This is a genomic window from Paraburkholderia fynbosensis, assembly GCF_902859935.1.
In the GTDB taxonomy this organism is placed as follows: Bacteria; Pseudomonadota; Gammaproteobacteria; order Burkholderiales; family Burkholderiaceae; genus Paraburkholderia; species Paraburkholderia fynbosensis.
In genome coordinates this window covers 258,291-282,745 of sequence record NZ_CADIKI010000001.1, presented here as the reverse complement: position 1 = coordinate 282,745, position 24,455 = coordinate 258,291, and the positions used below count along the sequence as shown (strand labels likewise).

The window sequence follows — 24,455 nt, the reverse complement described above, 5'->3', positions numbered from 1 at the left end:
TGCGGACCAAAAGCAACTAACCGTCTGTTTCTACCAGCCGTTTTCACGGGGCGTGGGCGGCAAACCCGCCAGGCGCCGGTCCGCAAGCCAAGCCGCCAGCCAGACGGCCTTTCAGGCCGCTGAATCCACCACGCCTACCACCTCCGCGCGCAAATACCGCTTGCTCACCACCCGCCAGTACGCCAGCAAACCAAAACCAGCAATCGCAAGACTCGCGGTATTCGCGACCCAGAATCCCCGCGCGCCGGTCAGCCATTCCGGCGTGACGCCGCTCACGTTGAAGCCGAGCAGATATCCGCCACCCAGCCCCACGCCCCACAACGCAACCGCATAGATGACGGTCGGGACGACCGCCACCTTGTACGCGCGCAGTACGAACGCGGTGGTGATCTGCAACGCATCGAACAGGTGGTAGCACACGACGATCAACACCAGCGGCAGCGCCGCGGCCACGACCTGCGCATTCGGCGTATAGCCTTCGATGATGTATGGCCGCAGCACCAGCACGATCGCGCCATAACAGCAGGCGATCGCGACCGCCATCATGATGCCGTGACGCGACAGCGTGCGCGCCGCTTCCGGCCGATGCGCGCCGAGCGCCTGAGCGACCAGGGTCGACGAAGCGATGCCGATCGACAGCGGCGTCATGTACAGCACCGCGCCGATGTTGCCGGCGATCTGATGACCCGCGAGCGTCGTCGTGCCGAAGCGCGCGATGAAGAGCGCCATGAACGTGTAGGACGTGACCTCGATCAGATACGACAGGCCCATCGGAATGCCCAGCCGCAACTGCGCTGTCTGGCGCCGCCACACCGGCCAGCAGAAGTGCGCGAAGATCGCGAACGGCCTGAACACGTCGACGCGCGTGAGCAGCACCATGCCGAGCACCGCCAGGCCCCAGTTGATCGCCGTGCTGGCGAGCGCGCAGCCCGGCCCGCCGAGCGCCGGCACGCCGAACCCGCCGAAGATGAACCAGGTGTTGAGCGGAAACTTGAGCAGCAGGGCGCCGATCTGCAGGATCATCACGAGCCGCGGCTGGCCGACCGCATTGGTGATCGAACTGTAGACGCGAAACGCGAGGCCCGCCGGCAGGCCGAAGGCCAGAATCCGCAGATAGGCGACCGTGCGTTCATGCAGGGCGTCGGGCACGCGCGCCAGATGCAGCACCGGCCCGGGGAAAAACAGAATCAGGAAGCCGATGACGGTCAGCGCGAGCGCGAGCCACAAAGACTGACGCACTTCCTCGCCGATCTCGGCGTAGCGGCGCGCGCCATACAGTTGCGCGGCGATCGGCTGCAACGCGGTCAGAATGCCGGTCAGCCCGATGTAGACGGAGATATAGATCGACGAGCCGAGACCGAGCGCGGCCAGATCGATCGCCGAGTAGCGGCCGACCATCGCCGTATCGATCACGCCGAACGCGATGATCGCCAGTTGGCCGATCAATACGGGCCATGCCAGCGCGGCGATTTTCCGTACGTCGGCGAACATGATCAGTCGAGCTTCTTGTGCCAGTTGCGGCGTTTGACGACCGGCGGCTTCGGCCGGTCGATCCGCACGTACAGGCGGAAGCGTTCGTCGCGGTCGGCCACGCGGCGCCCTTCCCACACCAGTTTCCAGATGTAGTCGGGCAGCGCGCTCGGGTCACCGTATTCCTGCGAGTCCTGGCGCAGGATCACGTCGCAGTCCTGGTCGAACGAGAAATGCATGTCGCCGAAATAGGCGAAAGTCGCGATCTGCGCATTACCGAGCCGCACCGGCGAAATGCAGGTGTAGTCCTCCGGCAGGTGGCTCGCGATCTGTTGCGCGACGTCCTTGTAGGTCCGGCTGTAGTTGACGACCGGCAGCCACAGCGTCATCAGCAGCACCCACATCAGCGTCGTGCCGGCACTCGAGAGTACTACGCTGCGCCACAGGACCTTCGGATGACGCGCGAGACGCCAGCGCACCAGCATGAACCAGCACAAGGTCACGGCGACCGCGCACACGAACGACAGAATCTTGAACTGCGGCGCGAAGCCCGGCGCGAGACGCGCGAGGTTGCGCGCAAGCGGATGCGGGAAACCGGTCAGCCCGGCCACGTACACCAGCCAGACGAAGCTGCCGAGGATCGTGAAGCTGAGCAGCGCGAACCAGTCGATTGCATTGATCGCGCCGCGTTTGAGCGTGGGCAGCGCAAATGTGGCCAATACCGCGAGCGGCGGCAGCAACAGCATGTAGAGCCGGTTCGACTGGTGGCTCTGCAGGATCACCAGCACCAGCAGCGGCCCGATCACCGACAGCGGAATCGCCACGTGCGGCCCGCGCCGCAGGCCCTTCCAGCTGAACCACGACCATACCGCGAGCGGCCACGCCGGCCACGTGAAGAGCGGCAGGTTTTTCAGCGCATACGCGGCGACCGAGCCGGGGGGGCCGGCGAACGAACTCAGACTGACGTGCAGCCACTGATTCAGATACCAGACGGCGTCGTCCGGGAAGGCGGCAAGCGCCGCGATCGGCCACGATACCGCCACCACGAGCGCGATCGGCAAACCGGCCAGCAGCAGCCAGCGGCAGCGCGTTTCGCGCACGATCAGGGTCATCGCCAGTGTGCCGAACAGCAGCGCGCCAACCAGCACTGGGCTGCTTGCCAATGTGACGAGGCCGATTGCGAGGCCCCAGATCGCCGCGCCTTGAATCGGCTTGTCGATCATTCGCACGAGGCCGTACACGAGCATCGCGATACAGACGAACTGCGCGAGTTGCGGCGTGGTTTCGTGGCCGCGTTCGGCGAGCCCGAAGCAGGCGAGCAGGATCAGCAGCGCACCGTCGGCGAGCGTGCGGCCATAGTCGCGGGGTTCCGGCTCGCCGCCAAACGCGTACTTGAACGGCTGCACTTCGGCGCGGCGGCCGAGCAGGTAGGCGGCATACCAGACGAACGCGCAGCCCGCGCAGAACAGCAGGCCGGTGAACACGCGCGAGGCGTTGCTCGCATCGACCCACGGCGAAAGCATGCGGATCGCACTGGCGCCGAGCCAGTAGCCGAGCGGGCCGTCCTCGGTCAGGTATTTGCCGACCAGATTCGGCAGCAGCCAGTCGTGTGCGCCACCGTTCGCCATCGTCCACATGACACCGAAGCCGGCTGCGTCCTCGTTCTTCCACGGATCGCGGCCGAATAGTCCGAACGACGCGTAGACGATACAGATGGCTAGCAGCAGCCAGCGCGGCAGCGCGCTGGTCGCAGAGGCAGTGAGGCGAACGACAGGTCTCATGCGGTGTGTGGAAATTGGATAAGCGGTGCGGCCAGGACCGGACGGCGGGTCCGGCCGGCATGGCCCTTCTGAAGCATCCGGCATTGTAGTCGTGCCGTGCGATGCGCGTCACGGCCGGTAACGGCCCGCAACGTCGTGGCGAATGCTGTAACACGGCGCCGCAGGCAAGTGCCGCAGGGTTGATCCGTGCTCAGGCCAGCGCTGTTGACGCACGAAGCCACCAACGCAGCTTCGCCCTGGAATTCAAACCGGGCGCCGGCCCAATGCATTGGCCGAGGCGACAAAAAAGGGCAGCTCACGCTGCCCTTTTTCGCTGCTTCACTGTCGGCCAAAGCCGACGACGTCGCGGGTATTACTTCGCTACTGCCTTGCCGGTAGCGCGCGTGCCGAACTTCTTGTTGAACTTCTCGACGCGGCCTGCCGTGTCCATGATCTTTTGTTGGCCGGTGTAGAACGGATGCGATTCCGACGACACTTCGATCTTGGCGAGCGGGTAGGTGTTGCCGTTGAATTCGGCGGTTTCACGCGTCTGGATGGTCGAGCGCGTCACGAACTTGAAGTCGTTCGACATATCGACGAACAGGACTTCGCGGTAATTCGGGTGAATGCCTTCTTTCATGATCTTTCCTTTAATCTGGCGGTAGCCAACCCGCGTGCGGGCCGCAATGAGCGGGGAACGCATCTAGGCGCGAGCCACTTGCCTATGGTCGAAAAACGGCGATTATGCCAGAAAATCAGTCGCTTGACGACTTTTCTGCCAGCTTTTTGGCAGCTCGCTGGCCTTGGCCTCGGCCTTAACCGGCGGCGCTGGCAGTCCAGGGCGGGGGCGGTGCGCCGGAGCGCCCGGGGCCGCGCGGTGTCGGCAATTCGGCTCGCAGCGCCTTCGCCCGCGGGTGCCGGGTTCAGCGCCCCCCGCGCGTCTGCTTCAGGCCGGCGCGAAGCTCAACCCAACGCGCGCCGGATCGTGCCGGTAGTAGCGCGCCAGCAGCCGGTATAACTCCGGATACTCCGCCTCGAAGGCGTGCGGCTGCACGAATAGCGCCTCGCTGCACACGGCAAAGAATTCCGATGGATGATCCGCGGCATACGGATCGATCAGCGAATCGCGTTCGAACCGCGCCCAGCGACGCTCCGGTACCGCGTCGACCCGGGCGCAGAAGTGCTCGTACGCATGGTCGAACACGTCGGCCCAGGCTTGCGAATCGAGCGGCGCGTGCCAGCGGCGCACGAGCGGCGGGTGGCCGTCCGCCTCGCCGTTGAGCATGTCGATCTTGTGCGCGAATTCGTGGATCACGACGTTGTAGGCGTCCGGCCCCTCGGTCATCTGCGCGTCTTCCCACGACAGCACCACCGGGCCGCCTTCCCACGCCTCGCCGCTCGCGTCGTGTTCGACCTCGTGCACGACGCCGTCTTCGTCCTCGACCGTCTTGCGGATCACGAATTCGCCCGGGTAGACGATCACGCCGACCCAGCCCCGATACAGGTCGAGACTCAGATTCAGCACCGGCAGACAGGCCTGCGCGGCGATCGCCACGGTCATCGCGTCGGTCAGCTCCAGCTCGTGCGCGGTCGAGAATTCCTTTTGCGCGATGAACAGGCTCGTCAGTTCGCGCAGACGCGCGAGGTCCGGGGCGTCGAGGTGAGCGAGAAACGGCAGGCCGTCGAGCGTGGCTTGCCACAGCGCGTCGTCGATCGCATAGTCGCGCAGCGCGCGGTCGCGGCGGCGCGTGCCCAACCATTGAGTGAGTTTCGAGAGCATGGCCTGATGCAACCTTTAGTCGATCTGTGTTTGCCACGCGGCGAAAAGGCCGCCGCATATCGCTACGCCGATCAGAAAATAGAAGCCGTCCAGCGAAGCCAGAAAGCTCGCCTGCTGCGCGACCGACCGGCTGATCTCGACGATCGCCAGCGAGTGCGCGTCGGACGCGGTGCGGCCCGCGGCGGCGAGGCTATTCGTCAGCGCGGTGAGCGAGTTCTGGAACACTGGATTGTACGGATTCACGAACTCCGCGAGGCGAGTTTGATGCAGCGCCTGCCGATGCTGTTCGACGATGATCACCGAGGCCGTGGCGAACGAGATCGTCAACTGCCGCACGATGTTCTTCAGCCGGTAGCCATGTGTGAATTCTTCGATCGCAAATATTCTGAAGGTGAGGTTGGCGACCGGCAACACGATGAACAGCAGCAACAGTCCGCGCAGCAGCAGCGGCACGATCAGCGCCGCTTCGCCGACACCGGGCGACATGCGCGTCATCCACGCGGCGGCGAATGCGGCCACCGCGAAGCCCGGCACGATGATCCACTTCTTGCGCGGGAGCAGCTTCGCATAACGCAGATAGACGAACAGCGCGCTCGCGGAAATCAGCGACGTCGTGCCGACCAGCCGCCCGGTGTTCTCGACGGGAAAGCCGAGGCCGCTTTCGAGAAAGCGCGAGATCAGATAGCTGAATACCGTTGAGATGTAGTAGTAGAACACGTACAGCACGAGCCCGACCTGGAAGACCTTTTCGCGAAGCGCATGCAGGCGCATCAGCGGCGCGGGATGATGCCACTGCTGATAGATGAACCAGCCGAGCGCGACAAGGCCGGCGACCGTCAGCAGGATCAACCCCGGCGATGCGCTGAACAACTGGAAGCGCACCTGTTGCATCACGATCTGCAGCGCGCCCTGGGCGAACGCGAAAATCAGATACGGCCAGAAATGCGCCGACCCGCGCTCTTCGGGCAGGCGGTTGCCCGAGTCGGGCAATGCGAGCAGGGCCAGCACCGCGAACAGCACACCCACGGGCGCCGTGCACGCGAATAACGCGCGCCAGTCGAAATGCGCGACCAGTTGGCCGCCGATCAATGGCGCGAGCGCGCTGCTCAACACGATCAGCAAAAGAAACGCGCGCGTGGCCGCCGGCCGCTGCTGTGGCGTGAAACTCATCTGGATCAGGATGCGGCAGGTGCCCATCATCGGGCCGATGAAGTACCCTTGAAAGCCACGCGCCAACGCGAGTTCGATCGACGATTCGCAGAGTGCTGCGGCCACCGCGCCGGCGCAATAGAGCAGCATGCAGCCGGCCACGTAGCGCCGGTAGCCGACGCGCTCGACCCACCATTGCTGCTGAAGGATGCCGAGCACTGCGGCGACCGCATAGGCGCTCGAGGCCCACACCAGTTCATCAGGCGACGCGTTGATGCCGCCGGCGATATAGCTGGTGAAAAACGAGAAGATCGAGTTGTCGAAATAGTCGAGGCCGGTCACGACCGCCAGCACCCATGGGAAAAAATCGCCGCGCAGCTTTTCGACGCTGAACAGCGCGACGCGGGATGACGGGGTGTTCATGACGATTCATCCGGCGCCGGCGTGCGTGATTTCCTGATGCGTCTGGCAGGCGATGCGCCGGCCGCTTTGCCCAGCGCGTTGCGCCGTTGCTCGAGCAGCGCGTCGGCGTTCTCGCCGGCGAGGCGTCGTTCGAGATAGTCGAGGTCGGGGCTCAATTCGGCGCGCTGCTTCTGCGCTTCCTTGAGTTCGCGGCGCATGGTCTCGATATGGGCGTCGAGCGCTTCGACCTGCTGTGCGATGGCGTCGCGAATCTGCTGCAGCGATTCGGTCGAAAAGCGATGACCGCCGTCGACCGCTTCAAGCGGTCGCTTGAGCATTTCGGTGATGCCCTGCAGCGAAAAGCCGAGTGAGCGCAGACGGAGGATGCGGCCGAAGCGCTTCAGGTTCTCTTCGTCGTACAGCCGGTAGCGGCCTTCGCTTCGGGTGGGCGAGACGAGGCCGCGTTCCTCGTAGTACTTCAGCGTACGTGGCGTGACGCCGAGGCGTTCGGCTGCGTCGCGCACGGTCAGCAGGGCGGGTGAGTCCTTCGACATGAGCAATGCACAGGTGGGCTGGACTGGCCGCATTGTACTACAACGTGTACGTTCACGTTCATGTTGTGTGTGCGGGGCGCGATCCAGGTGCAAATTCTGCGGACGAAAAAAAAGCCGCTCGTCATCGACGAGCGGCTTTTTCATGCAGGACGGCCGATGCAGCTATGCCGGCGCGACGCCTTAGCTGCCGCCACCGCGACGCATCATGTCGAAGAACTCGGAGTTGCTCTTCGTCTGGCGGATCTTGTCGAGAAGGAATTCCATCGACTCGACTTCGTCCATGTCGTGAATGAACTTGCGCAGCACCCAGATCTTTTGCAGAACTTCGGGCTTGATCAGCAGTTCTTCACGGCGCGTGCCGGACTTGTTCAAGTTGATCGACGGGTAGACGCGCTTCTCGGCGAGACGGCGCTCCAGGTGCACTTCCATGTTGCCGGTGCCCTTGAATTCTTCGTAGATCACGTCGTCCATGCGGCTGCCGGTTTCGATCAGCGCCGTACCGATGATGGTGAGCGAACCGCCTTCCTCGATATTGCGCGCCGCGCCGAAGAAGCGTTTCGGACGTTGCAGCGCGTTGGCGTCGACACCACCCGTCAGCACCTTGCCCGAGGCCGGCACGACGGTGTTGTAGGCGCGCGCGAGACGCGTGATCGAGTCGAGCAGAATCACCACGTCGTTCTTCATTTCGACGAGGCGCTTGGCCTTTTCGATCACCATTTCGGCGACCTGCACGTGACGCGCAGCGGGTTCGTCGAACGTGGAGGCGATCACTTCTCCAGCCACTGAACGCTGCATTTCGGTCACTTCTTCAGGGCGTTCGTCGATCAGCAGTACGAACAGCACGACGTCGGGATGGTTCTGCTTGATCGCGTGGGCGATGTGCTGAAGCATCACGGTCTTGCCTGACTTCGGCGATGCGACCAGCAGGCCGCGCTGGCCTTTGCCGATCGGCGCGATCATGTCGATGATGCGGCCCGTGACGTTTTCCTCGCCGCGCATTTCGCGCTCGAGCAGCAGCACCTTGTTCGGGTGCAGCGGCGTCAGGTTCTCGAACATGATCTTGTGCTTCGAGGCCTCCGGCGGCTGGCCGTTGACCTTGTCTACCTTCACCAGCGCGAAATAGCGTTCGCCGTCTTTCGGCGTACGCACTTCGCCTTCGATCGTGTCGCCCGTATGCAGGTTGAAGCGGCGGATTTGCGACGGGCTGATGTAAATGTCATCCGTGCTGGCGAGGTACGACGTTTCCGGCGAACGCAGGAAGCCGAAGCCGTCCGGCAGCACTTCGAGCGTGCCGTCGCCGAAGATCGTGTCGCCCGTTTTGGCTCGTTTTTTTAGAATGGCGAACATCAGTTCCTGCTTGCGCAGGCGGTTCGCACTTTCGATCTCGAGGCCATTGGCCATCTCGATCAATTCGGACACGTGCAGAGTCTTAAGCTCGGATAAATGCATACGGAGAACCCGCAGGAGAAGGTGCGACGAAATGAAATCTGGGAGGAGAGTGAGCGGAACCGCTCAAGGACTTACACGTCTTTTCGACGTTTTGCGGATTCTAGCATAGCACACGCCAATTTCCGCCAGTGCGGCGTGATGGCATCTTTCTTGTCGAGCGTGTTGCCGGCTGACAACACGCTCATCTCGACGCGCTCGCCCGTCAAGCGGACTGCGGGCGCGCCGCTATGCGCCGCTTGCTTTACAGATTGCCGTCGAGGAACGCGGTGAGTTGCGACTTCGACAATGCGCCGACCTTCTGCGCGGCGACAGCGCCGTTCTTGAACAGGATCAGCGTGGGGATACCGCGCACGCCAAACTTGACCGGCGTCGATTGATGCTCGTCGACATTGATCTTGGCGATTTGCAGGCGATCAGCGTAATCCTTCGCGACTTCGTCGAGGATCGGCGCGATCATCTTGCACGGACCGCACCATTCGGCCCAGAAATCGAGCAGCACGGGTTTGTCGGATTTCACGACGTCCTGTTCGAACGATGCGTCGCTAATATGCTTGATTTGTTCGCTCATTGTATGAATACCTCTATCGGTTCGAGGCCCGCCTGAATTGCTCGCCACGATACGTGAAAACCTAAGGAAACTTCTGTTCGCTTTGCCGCACGCGGAGCCTTGCCGACACGCCAGGAAAAACATGATGCCTTCTCCTAGAATGCGCGGAAGGCACGCGCATGCGGGTCATCCGTACGGCAGTTTAGCTTAATTCGCTATGCGTTGCCGGGGGCGATAGTACTCATCAGGGGCAGTGGGGCCAACGGCTGCCGGTGAAGTGCCACGACGTTCCAGTCACTGCGATGCACTGTATCTGGCGGCTGGCGCGCCGAACTCAAGTGCCTCCGCAGACGCCCACGCCGGGCGACTGCTATATATGGTGCGAAGAGCCTGATTCGCGCATCGAGGTCGCTTTGCTCGTATTAACAGTCGCGCGATGCGCCAAGCGGTGATAGAATGTTTCGTGACGGGCCTCCTCGCATGGAGGGATGGTCAACCTGGTCAGGTCGGGAACGAAGCAGCCACAGCCGTTTTCCACCAGTGCCGAGGGTCGGGCTCGTCACCTTCCTTTTTCTTGCATTGTCTGTTTCTTCTGTTTGTGTCTTCGCGGTTTCTCCGCACCCTCTTCGAACTCGTGATTTACCCTTAGCGTCGCCATTTCAACGTGCGTGCGGTCATGTCGCCGTTGTCTTTTGCGCGCTCCATCTATTTTTTTCTATCAGTCCGGTAGCCGGGTTCAATGAAGCGGCGGGGACGCCCTCATGTGCTGGTTTTGAGCGGCATCGTTACTGATACAATTTCCGGATGACCTATCAAGTTCTCGCACGCAAATGGCGGCCGAAGGATTTCGCGTCGCTCGTCGGACAGGAGCACGTGGTGCGCGCGCTCACGCATGCGCTCGACGGCGGCCGTCTGCACCATGCCTATCTGTTCACCGGCACGCGCGGCGTCGGCAAGACCACGCTGTCGCGTATCTTCGCCAAGGCGCTGAATTGCGAAACCGGTGTGACTTCCACGCCGTGCGGCGTATGCCGTGCATGCCGTGAGATCGACGAGGGGCGCTTTGTCGATTACGTGGAGATGGACGCGGCGAGCAATCGCGGTGTCGACGAAATGGCGGCGCTGCTGGAGCGTGCGGTGTATGCGCCGGTCGACGCGCGCTTCAAGGTCTACATGATCGACGAAGTGCACATGCTCACCAACCACGCCTTCAACGCGATGCTGAAGACGCTGGAAGAGCCGCCGTCACACGTCAAGTTCATTCTCGCCACCACCGATCCGCAGAAAATTCCGGTCACGGTGCTGTCGCGCTGTCTGCAGTTCAACCTCAAGCAGATGCCCGCGGGTCATATCGTCTCGCATCTCGAGCACATTCTCGGCGAGGAGAAAGTGCCGTACGACGCCCAGGCGCTGCGCCTGTTGGCGCGTGCCGCCGATGGTTCGATGCGCGATGCGTTGTCGCTGACCGATCAGGCGATTGCCTACTCCGCCAATCAGGTGAATGAAGAGGCGGTGCGCGGCATGCTCGGCGCGCTCGACCAGAGCTATCTGATCCGCTTGCTCGACGCGCTCGCGGACGGCGACGGCGCGGCGGTGCTGGCGGTCGCCGACGAGATGGCATTACGCAGCCTGTCGTTTTCGACGGCCTTGCAGGATCTGGCGAGCTTGCTGCATCGGATCGCGTGGGCGCAGTTCGCGCCGTCGTCGGTGCTGGACGAGTGGCCCGAGGCCGGCGATCTGCGCCGCTTTGCCGACGCGTTGAGCGCCGAGCAGGTGCAATTGTTCTATCAGATCGCGACCATCGGGCGCAACGAGCTGGGCCTCGCGCCGGACGAGTACGCCGGCTTCACGATGACCCTGCTGCGGATGCTGGCGTTCGAGCCTGCGCCTACCGGTGGCGGTGGTGCGGCAGGTGGGGCGCGCGCGGCTGGCCCGGCGAGTGTGGGCGGTGCCAAACGCACGGGGGCATCGACGGTGTCGGCCTTGCGAGCCTTGTCGGGTTCGCCGGTGGCGGCTGCGCCGATGCCGACGAGTGCGGCAGCGAATGCGCATGAAGCGCCAGGCGCCAGTGCGGCGGTTCGTGGCTCACAGGCTCGAAGCGCGATGGCGGACAACGGCCCGATGTCACGTGCCGCGGCCGAATCCGTGGCGGCCGCAGCGGAGCAAACTACTCATGCAATCAGCGCGCGGTCGGCATCGGAAGATACTGCGCAAGACGCCGCGACGCTGCAATCACCGAATGCCGAAGCGGGAGTCGTCGCCGAGCCTATGAAGGCTGTCGGGGAAGCGGTTCCGTCGTCAAACGCTACGCCCGCAACAACTGTTGCGAGTGCAGCGCCCGCGCTGGCACCATGGGACGACGCGCCGGGCGATACGGATTCCAATGAGGGGTCCGCAAACGCGAACCTCGTTGACGCGGGGGGCAATCCACCCGCCACAGACGCTCGCTTCGACGACGCAAACGCAAACGCAAACGCAGCCGCCGCAGCCAATGTCACCCTCGACCACGCGACCTCAAACGAAGCGCCCGTCGCATCCGCTCTCAACGACCCAACATCGGCCTCTGCGCTCACCGCACCGGCCACTGCGGCGCTCGCACGCACGGAGCAGGCCGCAGCCGCACGGCAAGAGCCCTACGAGCGGGCAGCGCCCGCAGCCGATGCCGCGCCGCGCCGCGCCGGCGGCGCGAGCGCCGCACTCGACGTCTTGCGCAGTGCCGGTCTGAAAGTATCGTCGGACCGTGGCCGTGCCACGTCGGCGGCCGCTGCGCAGCCCGCAGCGCCGGGCACGCCGAAGCCGGCAGCGCCGCGCGTGGTCGTCCCGGTGCCGACGCCTGGTGCGCCGCGCCGCGCGCCGCAGCAGGATGCCGCATCGGCCGCCGGTGCGCCGGCGCCACCGGCTCAGCGCAATGGCGCAGAGCAGAACGGCTCGTCGATGCCGCCGTGGGATGACATGCCGCCCGACGATTACATGCCGATCCCGGCATCGGACGATGGCTATTTTGGGCCGCCCGACGACGACTACATGCCCGTGTTCGACCGCGGTCCCGATGACGTCCGCGTGAACGCGCCGGCCGCCGCCGCGGCAGCGCCGGTGCTCGACTCGCGGCCGCTGCCGGCCGCCGTGCCGCTCGATCCGCTCGGTTTCAACGGCGACTGGCCCGCGCTCGCCGCCGATCTGCCGCTCAAGGGCATTTCGTATCAGCTCGCGTTCAACAGTGAGCTGATGGCGCTCGACGGCAGCACGCTCAAACTGAATGTGCCGGTGCCGCAGTACGCGGAAGCGTCGCAGGTCGCTAAACTGAAGGCTGCGCTGGCGGAAAGGCTCGGCCGGCAGGTCGACGTGCTGGTCGAAGTCGGTGCGGCGCGCCGCACCGCCGCCGCGCACGACGCCGCGATGCGCGCGCAGCGTCAGCAGGAAGCGGAGCGTGAGATCGGCGCCGATCCGTTCGTGCAGTCGCTGATCCGCGAGTTCGGCGCGAGCATCGTGCCCGGCTCGATCCGCCCGATTACACCGGACGCCGCCGGGAACGGCGCGGCACCGGCCCACTGATTCGCCGCGTTTTCCGCTGTAGCGAACCGGATTTCCAGATTTCACGCTATCAAGAAGGAGCATGTCCATGATGAAAGGCCAACTCGCCGGGCTGATGAAGCAAGCCCAGCAGATGCAGGAAAACATGAAGAAGATGCAGGAGCAACTCGCGCTGATCGAAGTCGAGGGGCAGTCGGGCGCGGGTCTCGTGAAGGTGACGATGACCTGCAAGAACGACGTGCGCCGCGTATCGATCGACCCGAGCCTGCTCGCCGACGACAAGGACATGCTGGAAGACCTCGTCGCGGCTGCGTTCAACGACGCCGTGCGCAAGGCCGAAGCCACCGCCCAGGAAAAGATGGGCGGCATGACCTCGGGTCTGCCGCTGCCGCCGGGCTTCAAGCTGCCGTTCTGAACGACACGGTCGCCACGCACGTGAGCGCCGCGGCTGCTGTCGCCGCGTCGCGAACGTAGCAGGTCGACCGCCAGCGCCGAGCGGCACGCGCGAAGGCAAGGTGCGAACCGAACGGCCCGAACGCAGCGCGCGTCCCGTATGCGCCGCCCATTCGCATCGGTGCGCCGGGTCGCTCGAACCGTCCGTCAGATGCGGGGACGCAGGCCTCCTGACCATGACCGCGCCGGCGAACAACGACTGACCGAATTCACCGCATCGCTACCCGCACCTATCACGGGCATCATCCACTTCGACGCCGATCCGCATGAAACAACCTTCCGCCTTGTCGGCGCTCGTCGAAGCGCTGCGCGCGCTGCCCGGAGTCGGGCCGAAGTCCGCGCAACGCATGGCGTATCACCTGATGCAGCACGATCGCGAGGGCGCCGAGAAGCTCGGCCGCTCGTTGCTGTTCGCGACCGAGCATCTGAAGCACTGCGAGAAGTGCAACACCTTTACGGAAGCGCAGATCTGCGAAGTCTGCCTCGATGAGGAGCGCGATCCGACGCTGCTGTGTGTGGTCGAAACGCCTGCCGACCAGATTATGCTCGAGCAGACCATGACCTACCGTGGGCTGTATTTCGTGCTGATGGGGCGGCTGAGTCCGCTCGACGGCATCGGCCCCAAGGAGATTCATTTCGACCGGCTCGTCAGGCGCGCGTCGGATGGGGTCGTCAAGGAAGTCGTGCTCGCGACCAATTTCACCAACGAAGGCGAAGCGACTGCGCACTACCTCGGGCAGACGCTCAAGGCGCGTGGTCTCGCCGTCACGCGTCTCGCGCGCGGTGTGCCGGTGGGCGGCGAGCTGGAGTATGTCGACGCCGGCACGATCGCCCGCGCGATGCTCGACCGGCGTTCGATGTAAAACGACGGTGGCCCGCGCGTCGCGCTGAGCACGCAGCGGGGCGCCGCATCGGGCGCGAGCCGCAGCCGCACCCGGTACCGTGATGACCGCACGCGTTGAAACCGCGCAGCTCAGGACCAGAACGAAGGAGACACATGAGCGCTACCCCCGAAGCAGACCCGAGCGCCACACATGACGGCCAGAATCAGGTACCGCGCGGCCCGCTCGCCGGCGTCAAGGTGCTGGAACTCGGCACGCTGATCGCGGGCCCGTTCGCCGCGCGTTTTCTCGGCGAGTTCGGCGCCGACGTGATCAAGATCGAAGACCCTAGAGGCGGCGATCCGCTGCGCAAATGGCGCAAGCTCTATCCGGAAGTCGGCGGCACCTCGCTGTGGTGGGCCGTGCAGGCGCGCAACAAGAAGTCCGTCACGATCAATCTGAAGGCCGAAGAGGGCAAGGAGATCGTGCGTCGCCTCGCGAAAGAAGCGGACATCGTCGTCGAGAATTTCCGGCCGGGTCTGCTGGAGAAACTCGGACTCGGTTACGACGTGCTGTCCGCGGACAACCCCGGCCTCGTGATGGTGCGTCTGTCCGGCTATGGCCAGACCGGCCCGTATCGTGACCGGCCCGGCTTCGGTGCGATCGCCGAATCGATGGGCGGCTTGCGGCATATCACCGGGTATCCGGATTTGCCGCCGCCGCGCATCGGCATTTCGATCGGCGATTCGATCGCCGCACTGCACGGCGTGATCGGCGCGCTGATGGCGCTGCATCACAAGCAGGTCAACGGCGGCAAAGGGCAGGTCGTCGACGTCGCGCTGTACGAGGCCGTCTTCAACATGATGGAAAGCGTGGTGCCCGAATATGGCGTGTACGGCATGGTGCGCGAGCGTACCGGCGCATCGTTGCCGGGCATCGTGCCGTCGAACACCTATCCGTGCCGCGACGGCAGCATCGTGATCGGCGGTAACAGCGATCCGATCTTCAAGCGTCTGATGGTGGCGATCGAACGCGAGGACCTCGCCAACGATCCGGGGCTCGCGCATAACGACGGGCGCGTGCCACGCACGCGGGAGATCGACGGCGCGATCGCCGGGTGGCTCGCCACGCGCACCATAGACGAAGCGCTCGCGGTGCTGAACGCGGCCGACGTGCCGGTTGGCCGCATCTATAGCGTGGCGGATATGTTCACCGATCCGCAGTTCATGGCACGCCAGATGATCGAGCGCTTCAAGTGGCAGGACGGCAAGGAAATCACGCTGCCGTCGGTCACGCCGAAGCTGTCGGCGACACCGGGCGAGACGCGCTGGCTCGGTCCCGAACTGGGTGAACATACCGATGAAGTCCTGCAATCGCTAGGTTATGATGCTGACGACATCGCAAGGCTGCATGCGCAACAAATAGTGTGAAGCTTGGCGCGACGCAAGCAGTCGCGCGACGCGGGACACGAACGCGGCGCCCAAGAGCGCCGCGCAAGAAAACACGGCAGCGATAAAAACGGCTGCGAAAGTGGCTGCGAAAGCAGGTGAAGGGCAACCGCGAGCAGCCGCGAAAAAAAGCTTCAAAAAAGCCGCACAACAAAAGTTCGGAGACGACAGACCATGCAACGCAGAACCTTCCTCGCCGGTAGTGCCGCGCTCGCGGGCGCGACGCTGGCAGCTTCGCCGCTCGCTTTCGCGCAAGGCAAACCCGAAACCACCAAAGTAGCGATCGCGGTCGGCGGCAAGAACCTGTTCTACTACCTGCCGCTGACGATTGCCGAGCGTCGCAATTACTTCAAGGACGAAGGCCTCGAGGTCGAGATTTCCGATTTCGCCGGCGGCTCGCAAGCATTGAAGGCCGCGGTCGGCGGCAGCGCGGACGTGGTCTCCGGCGCGTTCGAACACACGCTGCTGCTGCAGGCGCAGAAGCAGATGTTCCGCGAATTCGTGCTGCAGGGGCGCGCGCCGCAGATCGTGCTGGCGGTATCGAAGAAGACGATGCCGAACTACAAATCCATTGCCGATCTCAAGGGCAAGAAGATCGGCGTGACGGCGCCGGGTTCCTCGACCTCGATCATGGCGAGCTTCGTGCTCGCGAAGGCCGGGCTGAGCGCGAAGGATGTCGCATTCATCGGCGTGGGGGCGGGCGCCGGGGCGATCGCCGCGCTGCAGTCGGGGCAGATCGATGCGATTGCCAATCTCGATCCGGTCATGACCAAGCTCGAGCGCACCGGCGAGATCCGCGTCGTGTCCGACACGCGCACGCTCGCCGATACGCGCAGCGTGTTCGGCGGCAACATGCCGGCGGGCTGCCTGTACGCGTCGCAGAGCTTCATTACGAAGAATCCGAACACGACGCAGGCGCTTACCAACGCGATGGTGCGCGCGCTCAAGTGGCTGCAGGCATCGACCGGCAGCGAGCTGATCAACACGGTGCCTGAAGGCTATCTGCTTGGTGATCGTGCCGTGTATCTGGACGCGTGGCAGCATGTGAAGGAAGCGATGTCGCCCGACGGCCTGATGCCCGCCGACGGTCCCGCGACGTCGCTGAAGACCTTGCAGGCGTTCGATCCGAATATGCAAGGCAAGCCGATCGATCTGTCGAAGGCCTGGACCAACGACTTCGTGAAAAAAGCGCTGAGCACGGTCAAGGTGTAAAGCTTGCTCGGGCAGGCGCGCGCGAGGCAGGGCAGACGAGGCGTTGGGTGGGTCCGCCTCGTTCGCGCCGCTCCGGGCGCAACGCGATTTGATGTCGCCGCTACGACACCTCCTCTCATCCAAACCGATCTTCGAACAAGCGAGCCGAACGATGACCGTAGCCGCTCTGGCGCTCGACAACATCACCTGCACGTTCGCCGCGCGCGACAACCGCGCGCAGCGCTACACGGCAGTCAAGGACACCACGTTGCGCATCGCGCCGGGCGAGTTCGTCTCGGTGGTCGGTCCGACCGGGTGCGGTAAATCCACGTTGCTGAACGTCGGCGCGGGCTTGCTGACGCCGTCCTCGGGTTCGGTCAGCGTGTTCGGCGAGCCGCTCGACGGCATCAACCGGCGCGCCGGCTACATGTTCCAGGCCGACGCGTTGATGCCGTGGCGGGCGGCAATCGACAACGTGATGGCCGGCCTTTCGTTTCAAGGCGTGCCGGCGCCGCAAGCGCGCGCCAAAGCCGACGAGTGGTTAAAGCGCGTCGGTCTCGGCGGCTTCGGCGACCGTTATCCGCATCAACTCTCGGGCGGCATGCGCAAGCGCGTCGCGATGGCGCAGACGCTGATTCTGGATCCGGACATCATCCTGATGGACGAGCCGTTTTCCGCGCTCGATATCCAGACGCGCCAGTTGATGGAAAACGAACTGCTCGACCTGTGGGCCGCGAAACGCAAGGCGGTGTTGTTCATCACCCACGATCTCGACGAGGCGATTGCGATGTCCGATCGCGTGGTGGTGTTGTCGGCGGGGCCGGGCACGCACCCAATCGGCGAATTTACGATCGATTTGCCGCGTCCGCGCGACGTCGCGGAAATTCGTGCGCATCCGCGTTTCGTCGAGCTCCATGCGCAGATCTGGAGCGTGCTGCGTGATGAGGTGCTCAAGGGGTATCAGCAGCAACTCAGCGCGGTTTAACGCGCGTGTCGTCTGGCGCTGTGCCGCGCGCGTATGCGCGCCTCACCCAGCGTGTTGTTCCAATCGTCCAAGGCAAACCGAGTCATGTGGAAGACGTTACGCCCGAGGCGGGCGAATCTGGTGATCTGGCAATGGCTGCTGCTCGTGCTGTGCTTCGTGCTCTGGTACGTGCTGACCAGCCCGACGCTGCTGCCGGCGTTCTATTTCGACGATCCTGACAAGGCCGCGTTCTTCTTCGGCGAGCCGCAGAAGGTGTTGCAGCGGATCTGGGAGTGGTTTACGGGCGGCGAGATCTATCTGCATCTATGGATCACGCTGGTCGAGACCGTGCTCGCGTTCGTGCTCGGTACCGCGCTCGGACTCGGCGTCGGTCTGTGGCTCGCGCTCGCGCCGCTCGCGAGCGCGTTGTTCGATCCGTACGTGAAAGCCGCCAACTCGATGCCGCGCGTGATTCTCGCGCCGATCTTCGGCGTGTGGTTCGGTTTGGGCATCTGGTCGAAGGTGGCGTTGGGGGTGACGCTGGTGTTTTTTATCGTCTTCTTCAACGTCTACCAGGGCGTGAAGGAAGTCAGCCCGGTCGTGCTCGCGAACGCGCGCATGCTCGGCGCGAACCGCAAGCAGCTGCTGCGCTTCGTCTATTTGCCGAGCGCGATGAGCTGGGTGTTTTCCAGCTTGCATACGTCGGTCGGCCTCGCGTTCGTCGGCTCCGTAGTGGGCGAGTATCTCGGTTCGGCGCGCGGCGTCGGCTATCTGATTCTGCAAGCCGAAGGCACCTTCGATATCAATACTGTGTTCGCAGGGATTCTGGTGTTGACCGCGTTCGCACTGGTGCTCGACGCAATAGTCGGCATAGGCGAGCGGCGCCTGATGAAGTGGCAGCCGAAGACCGGCGACACCGAGAAACTCTAGTCGCTGCCGGCGTGGGCGCCCGATAAAAAACGGCGTGCGGTTTTAAACCGCACGCCGTTTCCGTTTGCCGCTCGCTCGATCAGGCATCGCTTTGCCATCGATCAAACGCGCCCTCACTCAAGGCGTAATCACTACCTTCCCGATCACGCGACGCTCGGCCATATCGCGCAATGCGCGGCCGGTGTCATCGAGCGAATAGCGGGCGGACACGTACGGCTTGAGCTTGCCTTCGCGGATCCAGCCGGTCATCTGCTCGAACGCGGCGTGATTGCGCTGCGGCTCGCGCTTTGCGAAATCACCCCAGAAGACACCAACCACGCTCGCGCCCTTGAGCAGCGTCAGATTGAGCGGCAATTTCGGAATTTCGCCGTTCGCGAAACCGACCACCAGATAGCGCCCGCGCCAGCCTATGCTGCGAAACGCCGGTTCAGCATACACACCGCCGACCGGATCGTAGATCACGTCCGGGCCTTTGCCGTCGGTGAGCGCCTTGATGCGCTCACGCAGATCTTCGGTGCTGTAGTTGATGGTCGCGTCCGCGCCGTGTTTGACGCAGGTGGCGAGCTTCTCGTCGCTCGACGCCGCTGCGATCACGCGCGCGCCGAGCGCCTTGCCGATCTCGACGGCCGCCAACCCGACGCCGCCTGCCGCGCCCAGCACCAGCATCGTTTCGCCGGCCTGCAACGCGCCGCGGTCGACGACCGCGTGATGCGAGGTGCCGTACGCAAGCGTGAACGCCGCGGCCACGTCGAACTCCACGCCCTCCGCGAGCGGCACGCAGCCCGCGGCCGGCGCCAGCGCCTGTTCGGCGAAGCCGCCCGAACCGGTGTACGCGACCACACGCGAGCCGGGCTTGAACTGCGTCACGCCTTCACCGACCGCACGCACGACGCCCGCGACTTCCGAGCCGGGCGTGAAGGGCAAGGGTGGTTTGAACTGGTATTTGTTTTCAATGATCAGCACGTCGGGGAAGTTGACGGCTGCGGCTTTGACGTCGATCACGACGTGGCCGGGTGGCGGCAAGAGGTCCGGCAGGTCGTCGACGACCAGGCTCTCCGGCGGCCCGTATTGATTACAGCGAATCGCGCGCATCGTGTCTCCATTTCGATCAGGGTTCGCAAACATCAGCAAACTTTCGCAAGCAGTCCGAGTGTAAAACAATCAGCACGACCGTGCGTTTTTATCGTGCGGTGCATCGGCGACGAACGCTCCTGGATCATTCGCCGCAAACGTTGCATGCACGCGTCGCAAACGGCGCGCGCGTAGCCGCCGTGTCGTTCGCGTGCCATCTTTCCTCGGTTACAATCGCCGCATGCGAATCCTACTCAGCAATGACGACGGTTACCTGGCGCCGGGCCTTGCCGCGCTTTACGAAGCGCTCAAGCCGATTGCGGACGTCACCGTGATGGCCCCCGAACAGAATTGCAGCGGCGCGTCGAATTCGTTGACGTTGTCGCGGCCGCTCTCGGTCCTGCGCTCGGCCAATGGCTTCTACTACGTGAACGGCACGCCCACCGACTCGGTGCACATCGCGTTGACGGGCATGCTCGACCATACGCCGGATCTGGTGGTGTCGGGCATCAACAACGGCCAGAACATGGGCGAAGACACGCTCTATTCGGGCACGGTCGCGGCCGCCACCGAAGGCATCATGTTCGGCGTGCCGGCCATCGCGTTCTCGCTCGTCGACAAGGACTGGGTGCACCTCGAAGACGCCGCCCGTGTCGCGGCCGACATCGTCAAGCATTATCTCGAGCAACCGCTGCCCGGACATCCATTGCTGAACGTCAACATTCCGAACCTGCCTTACGACCAGCTCGACGGTTGGCGTATCACGCGTCTCGGCAAGCGCCATCCATCGCAGCCGGTGATCCGCCAGACCAACCCGCGCGGCGAGCCGATCTACTGGATCGGTCCGTCGGGCAGTGCGCGTGACGCTAGCGAAGGCACCGATTTCCACGCGGTCGTCAACGGCCGTGTGTCGATCACGCCTCTGCAGCTCGACCTGACCCACACGCAAATGCTGCCCGCGGCGCGCGACTGGGCGCGCGCCGGCAGCGGCGCTTCATGACGAGCGAGCGCGCCAAGCGCTTTCCGCTCGGCCTCGAGGACCTGGTGCGCGAACCGCGCCGGCCCGAAGGGCGCCCGGGCGAAGTGCGCGCCGCCGTGCTCGCCGCGAGCGCGGCGCTGAATGCGCGTCAGCAGCCGGCGAAGCCCCAAGCGAGAACGCCGGGCAAAGCGCCGAGCGCGCTTCAGCCCAAGGCTCAAGCCGTGCCGCAAGCGAGAGCGCCGAGCCAATCGGCAGCCATTACGCAGCCGAAGCCGCAGGCCGCGCCGTCGACATTGCTGTCGTCATCGATCAAACCGTCGGCCAAGCCCGCAATACTGACCACACATGGCAAGGCCGCGCATACGCCGAGCCCGACTGCGCGCACCGCGCTGAAATCCGCACCGCCCGCCAAACCTGCCGCCCGCACCAACGAACGCATGACGGCGCCGAACGTCGCGTTGAGCGGCGCATTGGCGCTGACTTCGGAACGGGTCCGCGAACGGATGGTCGAACGCCTGCGTGCGAACGGCGTGACCGATCAGCGCGTGCTGAACGCGATGTCGGTGGTGCCGCGCCACATGTTCGTCGACCCGGGCCTCGCGGCCCAGGCGTACGAAGATGCGGCGTTGCCGATCGGTCATCACCAGACGATCTCCAAGCCCTCGGTGGTCGCGCGAATGATCGAACTGGCCGCGGCCGGCCGCGCGTTGACCAACGTGCTCGAAATCGGCACGGGCTGCGGTTATCAGGCCGCGGTGCTAAGCCAGGTCGCGCGCGAAGTGTATTCGATCGAACGCATCAAGCCGCTGTCCGAGCGCGCGAAGACGAATCTGCGGCCGTTGCGCATTCCGAACATACGGTTGCATTACGGCGACGGGCGGCTCGGGTTGCCGTCGGCGGCGCCGTTCGATGCGATCGTGATCGCCGCGGCCGGACTCGACGTGCCGCAGGCCTTGCTTGAACAACTCGCGATCGGCGGCCGTCTGGTTGCGCCGGTCGGCTCGCAGGACGGCCAGAACCAGGTGCTGACGCTGGTCGAGCGCCTCGGGCCTGCGCAATGGCGCGAGTCGCGGCTTGATCGCGTTTTCTTTGTACCCTTAAAATCCGGAGTGATTTGACACCGATGAGTATGTTGCGCGCGATGCAAAGAACCAGCCTGAATGCCCCCATGACCGTAACCCAGCGTAGCGTGTGCGTGCTCGCCTTATCCCTGTTGATGACGGCTTGTGCTTCCCGGCTCGATCAGGCGCCTGTCGTCGACCGCTCCGGCGGCGTGCTCGGCACCCAGGCCGCGCAGCCGGCGGTGCCGCTCGGCCCGCCGCCGCCCGGTTACTACCGCGTGAAGCCGGGCGACACGCTGTACCGGATTGCGTTGGAGAACGGCCAGAACTACCGCGATATTTCGACGTGGAACAATCTGACCAACCCGAATCAGATCGAGGTTGATCAACTGTTGCGCGTCGTGCCCCCGGGTGCGAATACGGCCGGGCTGACGCCGGGTGTCGCGACCGCGCCGATCGGCGGCACTGGCGCGGTGCAGAGTGCGCCGCTCGGCGGTGCATCGACGGGCGCCGCAGCCGGCGCCGCCGTGCCGCCGCTGTACGGCGCGACGGCGAACAATCCGGCCGTGAGCCCGCCGGCCAATCCGAACCCGGCCAGCGAGTCGGCCAACGGCGCTTCCGGCAACGTCGCGTTCGCGTGGCCGGTGCGTGGTCCGCTCCTCGGCACGTTCAACGATTCGACCAACAAAGGTGTCAATATCGGTGGTGCCGCAGGCGACCCAGTGAAAGCTTCCGCGGATGGCCGCGTGGTCTATGCCGGAAATGGGCTGCGTGGTTACGGCAATCTCATTATCATCAAGCATGACGCAACTTATCTCACCGCGTATGCACACAACCGCGCTTTGATGGTAAAAGAGGGAGACGCGGTGACGAAGGGGCAGAAGATCGCTGAGATGGGCAATAGCGATTCCGACCGCGTGATGTTGCATTTCGAAGTTCGCCGTCAGGGTAAACCTGTCGACCCACTGAAGTATTTGCCGCCGCAATAAGCGATACGACCATGCCGAAATCGAAGCGCCGCCCGCCGCAAGCCGAGTCTGAAACGATCAGCCAAGCCACGTCTGCTGCGGTGGACGAAAGCGGCGCTTCGGAAGTGGAAGAAGAGATCGCGGAAGAACGCGATCTCGATGAGCGTCAGAGCGGCGCTGACGAAGCAGGCGACGCCCGTGAAGGTGCGAGCGAAGCCGCGCCGGATGCGGACGATTTCCGTGCGCTGCTGCAAGCCGAGCTGACGGCCGACACCATCCAGCATTATCTGAATCGCATCAGCGTGAAGCCGCTTCTCACGGTCGAAGAGGAGCAGAAATATTCGCGTCTTGCCAAGGCGGGCGAGTTCGATGCGCGGCAGGTGATGATCGAGCGTAATCTGCGGCTGGTCGTCAGTATCGCGAAGGGTTATCTGAATCGCGGTGTGCCCTTGCTCGATCTGATCGAAGAGGGCAACCTCGGCCTGATGCACGCGATCGAAAAATTCGATCCGACGCGCGGCTTCCGCTTTTCGACTTATGCGACCTGGTGGATTCGTCAAAGCATCGAGCGCGCGATCATGAACCAGGCGCGCACCGTACGCTTGCCGGTGCACGTGATTCGTGAGCTCAACCAGGTGTTGCGCGCGAAGCGCCATCTGGAAAAAAATTCGATGAATTCCGGGGAAGCCGCCGAGCGCCGCGATGCCAGCATCGACGACATCGCCTATCTGACCGGCAAGACGACCGACGAAGTCACCGACATTCTCGCGCTGAACGAGCACACGGCTTCGCTGGATGCGCCGCTCGATCTCGATCCGGCGAGCAGCCTGCTCGATCTGCTGTCCGACGACCAGAGCCAGTCGCCGGATGCCGAAGTGCAACATCGCGAGCTGGAAACACTCACGCGCGCATGGCTCGCACGCCTGTCGGACAAGCATCGTCATGTGATCGAGCGCCGCTTCGGACTCAATCACATCGAACCCGCCACGCTCGAAGAACTGGCCGACGAAATGGGCCTCACGCGCGAGCGTGTGCGTCAGATCCAACAGGAAGCGCTCGTGCGTCTGAAGCGCTTCTTCGCCTCCAACGGTGTTCGGAAGGACGCCGTTCTATAACCTGATGACTCCGATTCTTGTTTTCGACATCGAGACGATTCCCGATGTCGCCGGCATTCGCCGCCTCGAAGATTTGCCTCCCACCCTGAGCGACGCCGAAGTGGCCGAGCACGCGTTCGCCGCGCGCCGTGAAAAGACCGGTAGCGATTTCCTGCCGCATCATCTGCAGCGGATCGCCGCGATTTCCTGCGTGTTCCGCGACAACAACGGTTTCCGCGTGCGCTCGCTCGGCACGCTGGAAGATGGCGAGGCGGCGCTGATCCAGTCGTTCTATCGCGTGATCGAGAAGTACACGCCACAGCTCGTGTCGTGGAACGGTGGCGGATTCGACCTGCCAGTGCTGAACTATCGGGCATTGGTCAACGGCATTCCCGCCAGCCGCTTCTGGGATCTCGGCGAGGACGACCGCGAGTTCAAGTGGAACAACTACATCAGCCGCTATCACGCGCGTCATACGGATCTGATGGACGTGCTCGCGATGTACCAGGCGCGCGCCAACGCGCCGCTCGACGCGCTAGCCAAGATGTGCGGCTTCCCCGGCAAGATGGGCATGGACGGCAGCCAGGTGTGGCACGCTTATCAGGATGGCCGCGTCGAGGAAATCCGTAATTACTGCGAGACCGACGTCGTCAATACGTATCTGCTGTATTGCCGGTTCCAACTGATCCGCGGCGCGTTTTCGGCGGCGGAGTATGCTGATGAGATCAATCTGGTCAAGAACGCGCTGGCGCTGGAAGTCGCGCCGCAATGGGCCGAGTATCTGGCGGCGTTCGAGCAATAGTGTCGCACTGCCCGGCAGCCAGGACCGGCCG

21 protein-coding genes and 1 other RNA gene are annotated in these 24,455 nt (G+C 64.1%); 13 read left to right on the top strand and 9 right to left on the bottom strand.

Going from position 1 to position 24,455, the window contains the following annotated elements; genetic code table 11:
• Positions 1-111: 111 nt before the first annotated feature.
• The 8 genes from HV770_RS01200 to trxA all read right to left on the bottom strand — a co-directional run bounded on the left by HV770_RS01200 (position 112) and on the right by trxA (position 9,132).
• On the bottom strand, positions 112-1,491 hold the full coding sequence (locus HV770_RS01200; protein WP_175157724.1) for an MATE family efflux transporter: 1,380 nt from the start codon (positions 1,489-1,491) through the stop codon (positions 112-114).
• 2 nt (positions 1,492-1,493) lie between these two features.
• Positions 1,494-3,251 (bottom strand): ArnT family glycosyltransferase, encoded by a 1,758-nt coding sequence (locus tag HV770_RS01195; RefSeq protein ID WP_175157723.1) that lies wholly within the window; start codon positions 3,249-3,251, stop codon positions 1,494-1,496.
• Between the two features lie 352 nt (positions 3,252-3,603).
• On the bottom strand, positions 3,604-3,870 hold the full coding sequence (locus HV770_RS01190) for a type B 50S ribosomal protein L31 (protein WP_121319461.1): 267 nt from the start codon (positions 3,868-3,870) through the stop codon (positions 3,604-3,606).
• Between the two features lie 306 nt (positions 3,871-4,176).
• On the bottom strand, positions 4,177-5,010 hold the full coding sequence (locus tag HV770_RS01185; protein ID WP_175157722.1) for a M90 family metallopeptidase: 834 nt from the start codon (positions 5,008-5,010) through the stop codon (positions 4,177-4,179).
• A gap of 15 nt (positions 5,011-5,025) precedes the next feature.
• Complete coding sequence (locus tag HV770_RS01180; RefSeq protein ID WP_175157721.1) at positions 5,026-6,582, bottom strand: MFS transporter; 1,557 nt, start codon at positions 6,580-6,582, stop codon at positions 5,026-5,028.
• The gene (locus HV770_RS01175; protein ID WP_175157720.1) at positions 6,579-7,115 is read right to left on the bottom strand and encodes a MerR family transcriptional regulator; all 537 of its coding nucleotides are present in this window, start codon (positions 7,113-7,115) and stop codon (positions 6,579-6,581) included. Before HV770_RS01175 ends, HV770_RS01180 begins: the two co-directional genes overlap by 4 nt.
• Before the next feature lie 180 nt (positions 7,116-7,295).
• Positions 7,296-8,564, bottom strand: a complete 1,269-nt coding sequence (rho, locus tag HV770_RS01170) for a transcription termination factor Rho (RefSeq protein ID WP_006048863.1) — start codon at positions 8,562-8,564, stop codon at positions 7,296-7,298.
• A gap of 241 nt (positions 8,565-8,805) precedes the next feature.
• Complete coding sequence (gene trxA, locus HV770_RS01165) at positions 8,806-9,132, bottom strand: thioredoxin TrxA (RefSeq protein ID WP_006048864.1); 327 nt, start codon at positions 9,130-9,132, stop codon at positions 8,806-8,808.
• 444 nt (positions 9,133-9,576) lie between these two features.
• On the opposite strand from trxA, the gene ffs reads away from it, so the two are divergent.
• From ffs to HV770_RS01125, 8 genes are all read left to right on the top strand, one after another.
• An RNA gene (gene ffs / locus HV770_RS01160) (signal recognition particle sRNA small type) lies at positions 9,577-9,675 on the top strand.
• Positions 9,676-9,915: 240 nt separating this feature from the next.
• Positions 9,916-12,663 (top strand): DNA polymerase III subunit gamma/tau, encoded by a 2,748-nt coding sequence (dnaX, locus tag HV770_RS01155; RefSeq protein ID WP_175157719.1) that lies wholly within the window; start codon positions 9,916-9,918, stop codon positions 12,661-12,663.
• A 67-nt stretch (positions 12,664-12,730) separates the two neighbouring features.
• Complete coding sequence (locus HV770_RS01150; protein ID WP_007182071.1) at positions 12,731-13,057, top strand: YbaB/EbfC family nucleoid-associated protein; 327 nt, start codon at positions 12,731-12,733, stop codon at positions 13,055-13,057.
• 304 nt (positions 13,058-13,361) lie between these two features.
• Entirely contained in the window at positions 13,362-13,958 is a 597-nt protein-coding gene (gene recR / locus HV770_RS01145) for a recombination mediator RecR (protein WP_121318375.1), read from the top strand.
• Positions 13,959-14,092: 134 nt separating this feature from the next.
• Positions 14,093-15,346 (top strand): CaiB/BaiF CoA transferase family protein, encoded by a 1,254-nt coding sequence (locus HV770_RS01140; RefSeq protein ID WP_175157718.1) that lies wholly within the window; start codon positions 14,093-14,095, stop codon positions 15,344-15,346.
• A gap of 192 nt (positions 15,347-15,538) precedes the next feature.
• Positions 15,539-16,576, top strand: a complete 1,038-nt coding sequence (locus tag HV770_RS01135) for an ABC transporter substrate-binding protein (protein ID WP_175157717.1) — start codon at positions 15,539-15,541, stop codon at positions 16,574-16,576.
• 151 nt (positions 16,577-16,727) lie between these two features.
• Positions 16,728-17,540 carry an ABC transporter ATP-binding protein gene (locus HV770_RS01130; RefSeq protein WP_175157716.1) on the top strand — a complete coding sequence of 271 codons (813 nt, stop codon included), beginning with the start codon at positions 16,728-16,730 and terminating at the stop codon, positions 17,538-17,540.
• A gap of 84 nt (positions 17,541-17,624) precedes the next feature.
• The gene (locus tag HV770_RS01125) at positions 17,625-18,449 is read left to right on the top strand and encodes an ABC transporter permease (RefSeq protein WP_175157715.1); all 825 of its coding nucleotides are present in this window, start codon (positions 17,625-17,627) and stop codon (positions 18,447-18,449) included.
• A 117-nt stretch (positions 18,450-18,566) separates the two neighbouring features.
• On the opposite strand, the gene HV770_RS01120 is transcribed toward HV770_RS01125, so the two are convergent.
• Complete coding sequence (locus HV770_RS01120; RefSeq protein ID WP_175157714.1) at positions 18,567-19,541, bottom strand: NADPH:quinone oxidoreductase family protein; 975 nt, start codon at positions 19,539-19,541, stop codon at positions 18,567-18,569.
• Positions 19,542-19,761: 220 nt separating this feature from the next.
• Between HV770_RS01120 and surE the strand changes: the two genes are divergently transcribed.
• From surE to HV770_RS01095, 5 genes are read left to right on the top strand one after another with little or no spacing between them, the layout of a single operon-like run.
• A complete protein-coding gene (gene surE, locus HV770_RS01115; protein ID WP_121319457.1) occupies positions 19,762-20,520 on the top strand; it encodes a 5'/3'-nucleotidase SurE in 759 nt (252 codons plus the stop codon).
• Complete coding sequence (locus HV770_RS01110) at positions 20,517-21,617, top strand: protein-L-isoaspartate(D-aspartate) O-methyltransferase (RefSeq protein WP_175157713.1); 1,101 nt, start codon at positions 20,517-20,519, stop codon at positions 21,615-21,617. The genes surE and HV770_RS01110 overlap by 4 nt, the downstream gene beginning before the upstream one ends.
• A 5-nt stretch (positions 21,618-21,622) precedes the next feature.
• Positions 21,623-22,549, top strand: a complete 927-nt coding sequence (locus HV770_RS01105; RefSeq protein WP_175157712.1) for a peptidoglycan DD-metalloendopeptidase family protein — start codon at positions 21,623-21,625, stop codon at positions 22,547-22,549.
• An 11-nt stretch (positions 22,550-22,560) separates the two neighbouring features.
• On the top strand, positions 22,561-23,643 hold the full coding sequence (rpoS, locus tag HV770_RS01100; RefSeq protein ID WP_168668478.1) for an RNA polymerase sigma factor RpoS: 1,083 nt from the start codon (positions 22,561-22,563) through the stop codon (positions 23,641-23,643).
• Between the two features lie 4 nt (positions 23,644-23,647).
• On the top strand, positions 23,648-24,424 hold the full coding sequence (locus HV770_RS01095; protein WP_121318359.1) for a 3'-5' exonuclease: 777 nt from the start codon (positions 23,648-23,650) through the stop codon (positions 24,422-24,424).
• Positions 24,425-24,455 lie beyond the last annotated feature (31 nt).

Bases quoted from the DNA above. Each gene is read 5' to 3' on its own strand.
- HV770_RS01200 (WP_175157724.1), bottom strand. From the start codon at position 1,491: ATGTTCGCCGACGTACGGAAAATCGCCGCGCTGGCATGGCCCGTATTG.
- HV770_RS01195 (WP_175157723.1), bottom strand. From the start codon at position 3,251: ATGAGACCTGTCGTTCGCCTCACTGCCTCTGCGACCAGCGCGCTGCCG.
- HV770_RS01190 (WP_121319461.1), bottom strand. From the start codon at position 3,870: ATGAAAGAAGGCATTCACCCGAATTACCGCGAAGTCCTGTTCGTCGAT.
- HV770_RS01185 (WP_175157722.1), bottom strand. From the start codon at position 5,010: ATGCTCTCGAAACTCACTCAATGGTTGGGCACGCGCCGCCGCGACCGC.
- HV770_RS01180 (WP_175157721.1), bottom strand. From the start codon at position 6,582: ATGAACACCCCGTCATCCCGCGTCGCGCTGTTCAGCGTCGAAAAGCTG.
- HV770_RS01175 (WP_175157720.1), bottom strand. From the start codon at position 7,115: ATGTCGAAGGACTCACCCGCCCTGCTGACCGTGCGCGACGCAGCCGAA.
- rho (WP_006048863.1), bottom strand. From the start codon at position 8,564: ATGCATTTATCCGAGCTTAAGACTCTGCACGTGTCCGAATTGATCGAG.
- trxA (WP_006048864.1), bottom strand. From the start codon at position 9,132: ATGAGCGAACAAATCAAGCATATTAGCGACGCATCGTTCGAACAGGAC.
- dnaX (WP_175157719.1), top strand. From the start codon at position 9,916: ATGACCTATCAAGTTCTCGCACGCAAATGGCGGCCGAAGGATTTCGCG.
- HV770_RS01150 (WP_007182071.1), top strand. From the start codon at position 12,731: ATGATGAAAGGCCAACTCGCCGGGCTGATGAAGCAAGCCCAGCAGATG.
- recR (WP_121318375.1), top strand. From the start codon at position 13,362: ATGAAACAACCTTCCGCCTTGTCGGCGCTCGTCGAAGCGCTGCGCGCG.
- HV770_RS01140 (WP_175157718.1), top strand. From the start codon at position 14,093: ATGAGCGCTACCCCCGAAGCAGACCCGAGCGCCACACATGACGGCCAG.
- HV770_RS01135 (WP_175157717.1), top strand. From the start codon at position 15,539: ATGCAACGCAGAACCTTCCTCGCCGGTAGTGCCGCGCTCGCGGGCGCG.
- HV770_RS01130 (WP_175157716.1), top strand. From the start codon at position 16,728: ATGACCGTAGCCGCTCTGGCGCTCGACAACATCACCTGCACGTTCGCC.
- HV770_RS01125 (WP_175157715.1), top strand. From the start codon at position 17,625: ATGTGGAAGACGTTACGCCCGAGGCGGGCGAATCTGGTGATCTGGCAA.
- HV770_RS01120 (WP_175157714.1), bottom strand. From the start codon at position 19,541: ATGCGCGCGATTCGCTGTAATCAATACGGGCCGCCGGAGAGCCTGGTC.
- surE (WP_121319457.1), top strand. From the start codon at position 19,762: ATGCGAATCCTACTCAGCAATGACGACGGTTACCTGGCGCCGGGCCTT.
- HV770_RS01110 (WP_175157713.1), top strand. From the start codon at position 20,517: ATGACGAGCGAGCGCGCCAAGCGCTTTCCGCTCGGCCTCGAGGACCTG.
- HV770_RS01105 (WP_175157712.1), top strand. From the start codon at position 21,623: ATGAGTATGTTGCGCGCGATGCAAAGAACCAGCCTGAATGCCCCCATG.
- rpoS (WP_168668478.1), top strand. From the start codon at position 22,561: ATGCCGAAATCGAAGCGCCGCCCGCCGCAAGCCGAGTCTGAAACGATC.
- HV770_RS01095 (WP_121318359.1), top strand. From the start codon at position 23,648: ATGACTCCGATTCTTGTTTTCGACATCGAGACGATTCCCGATGTCGCC.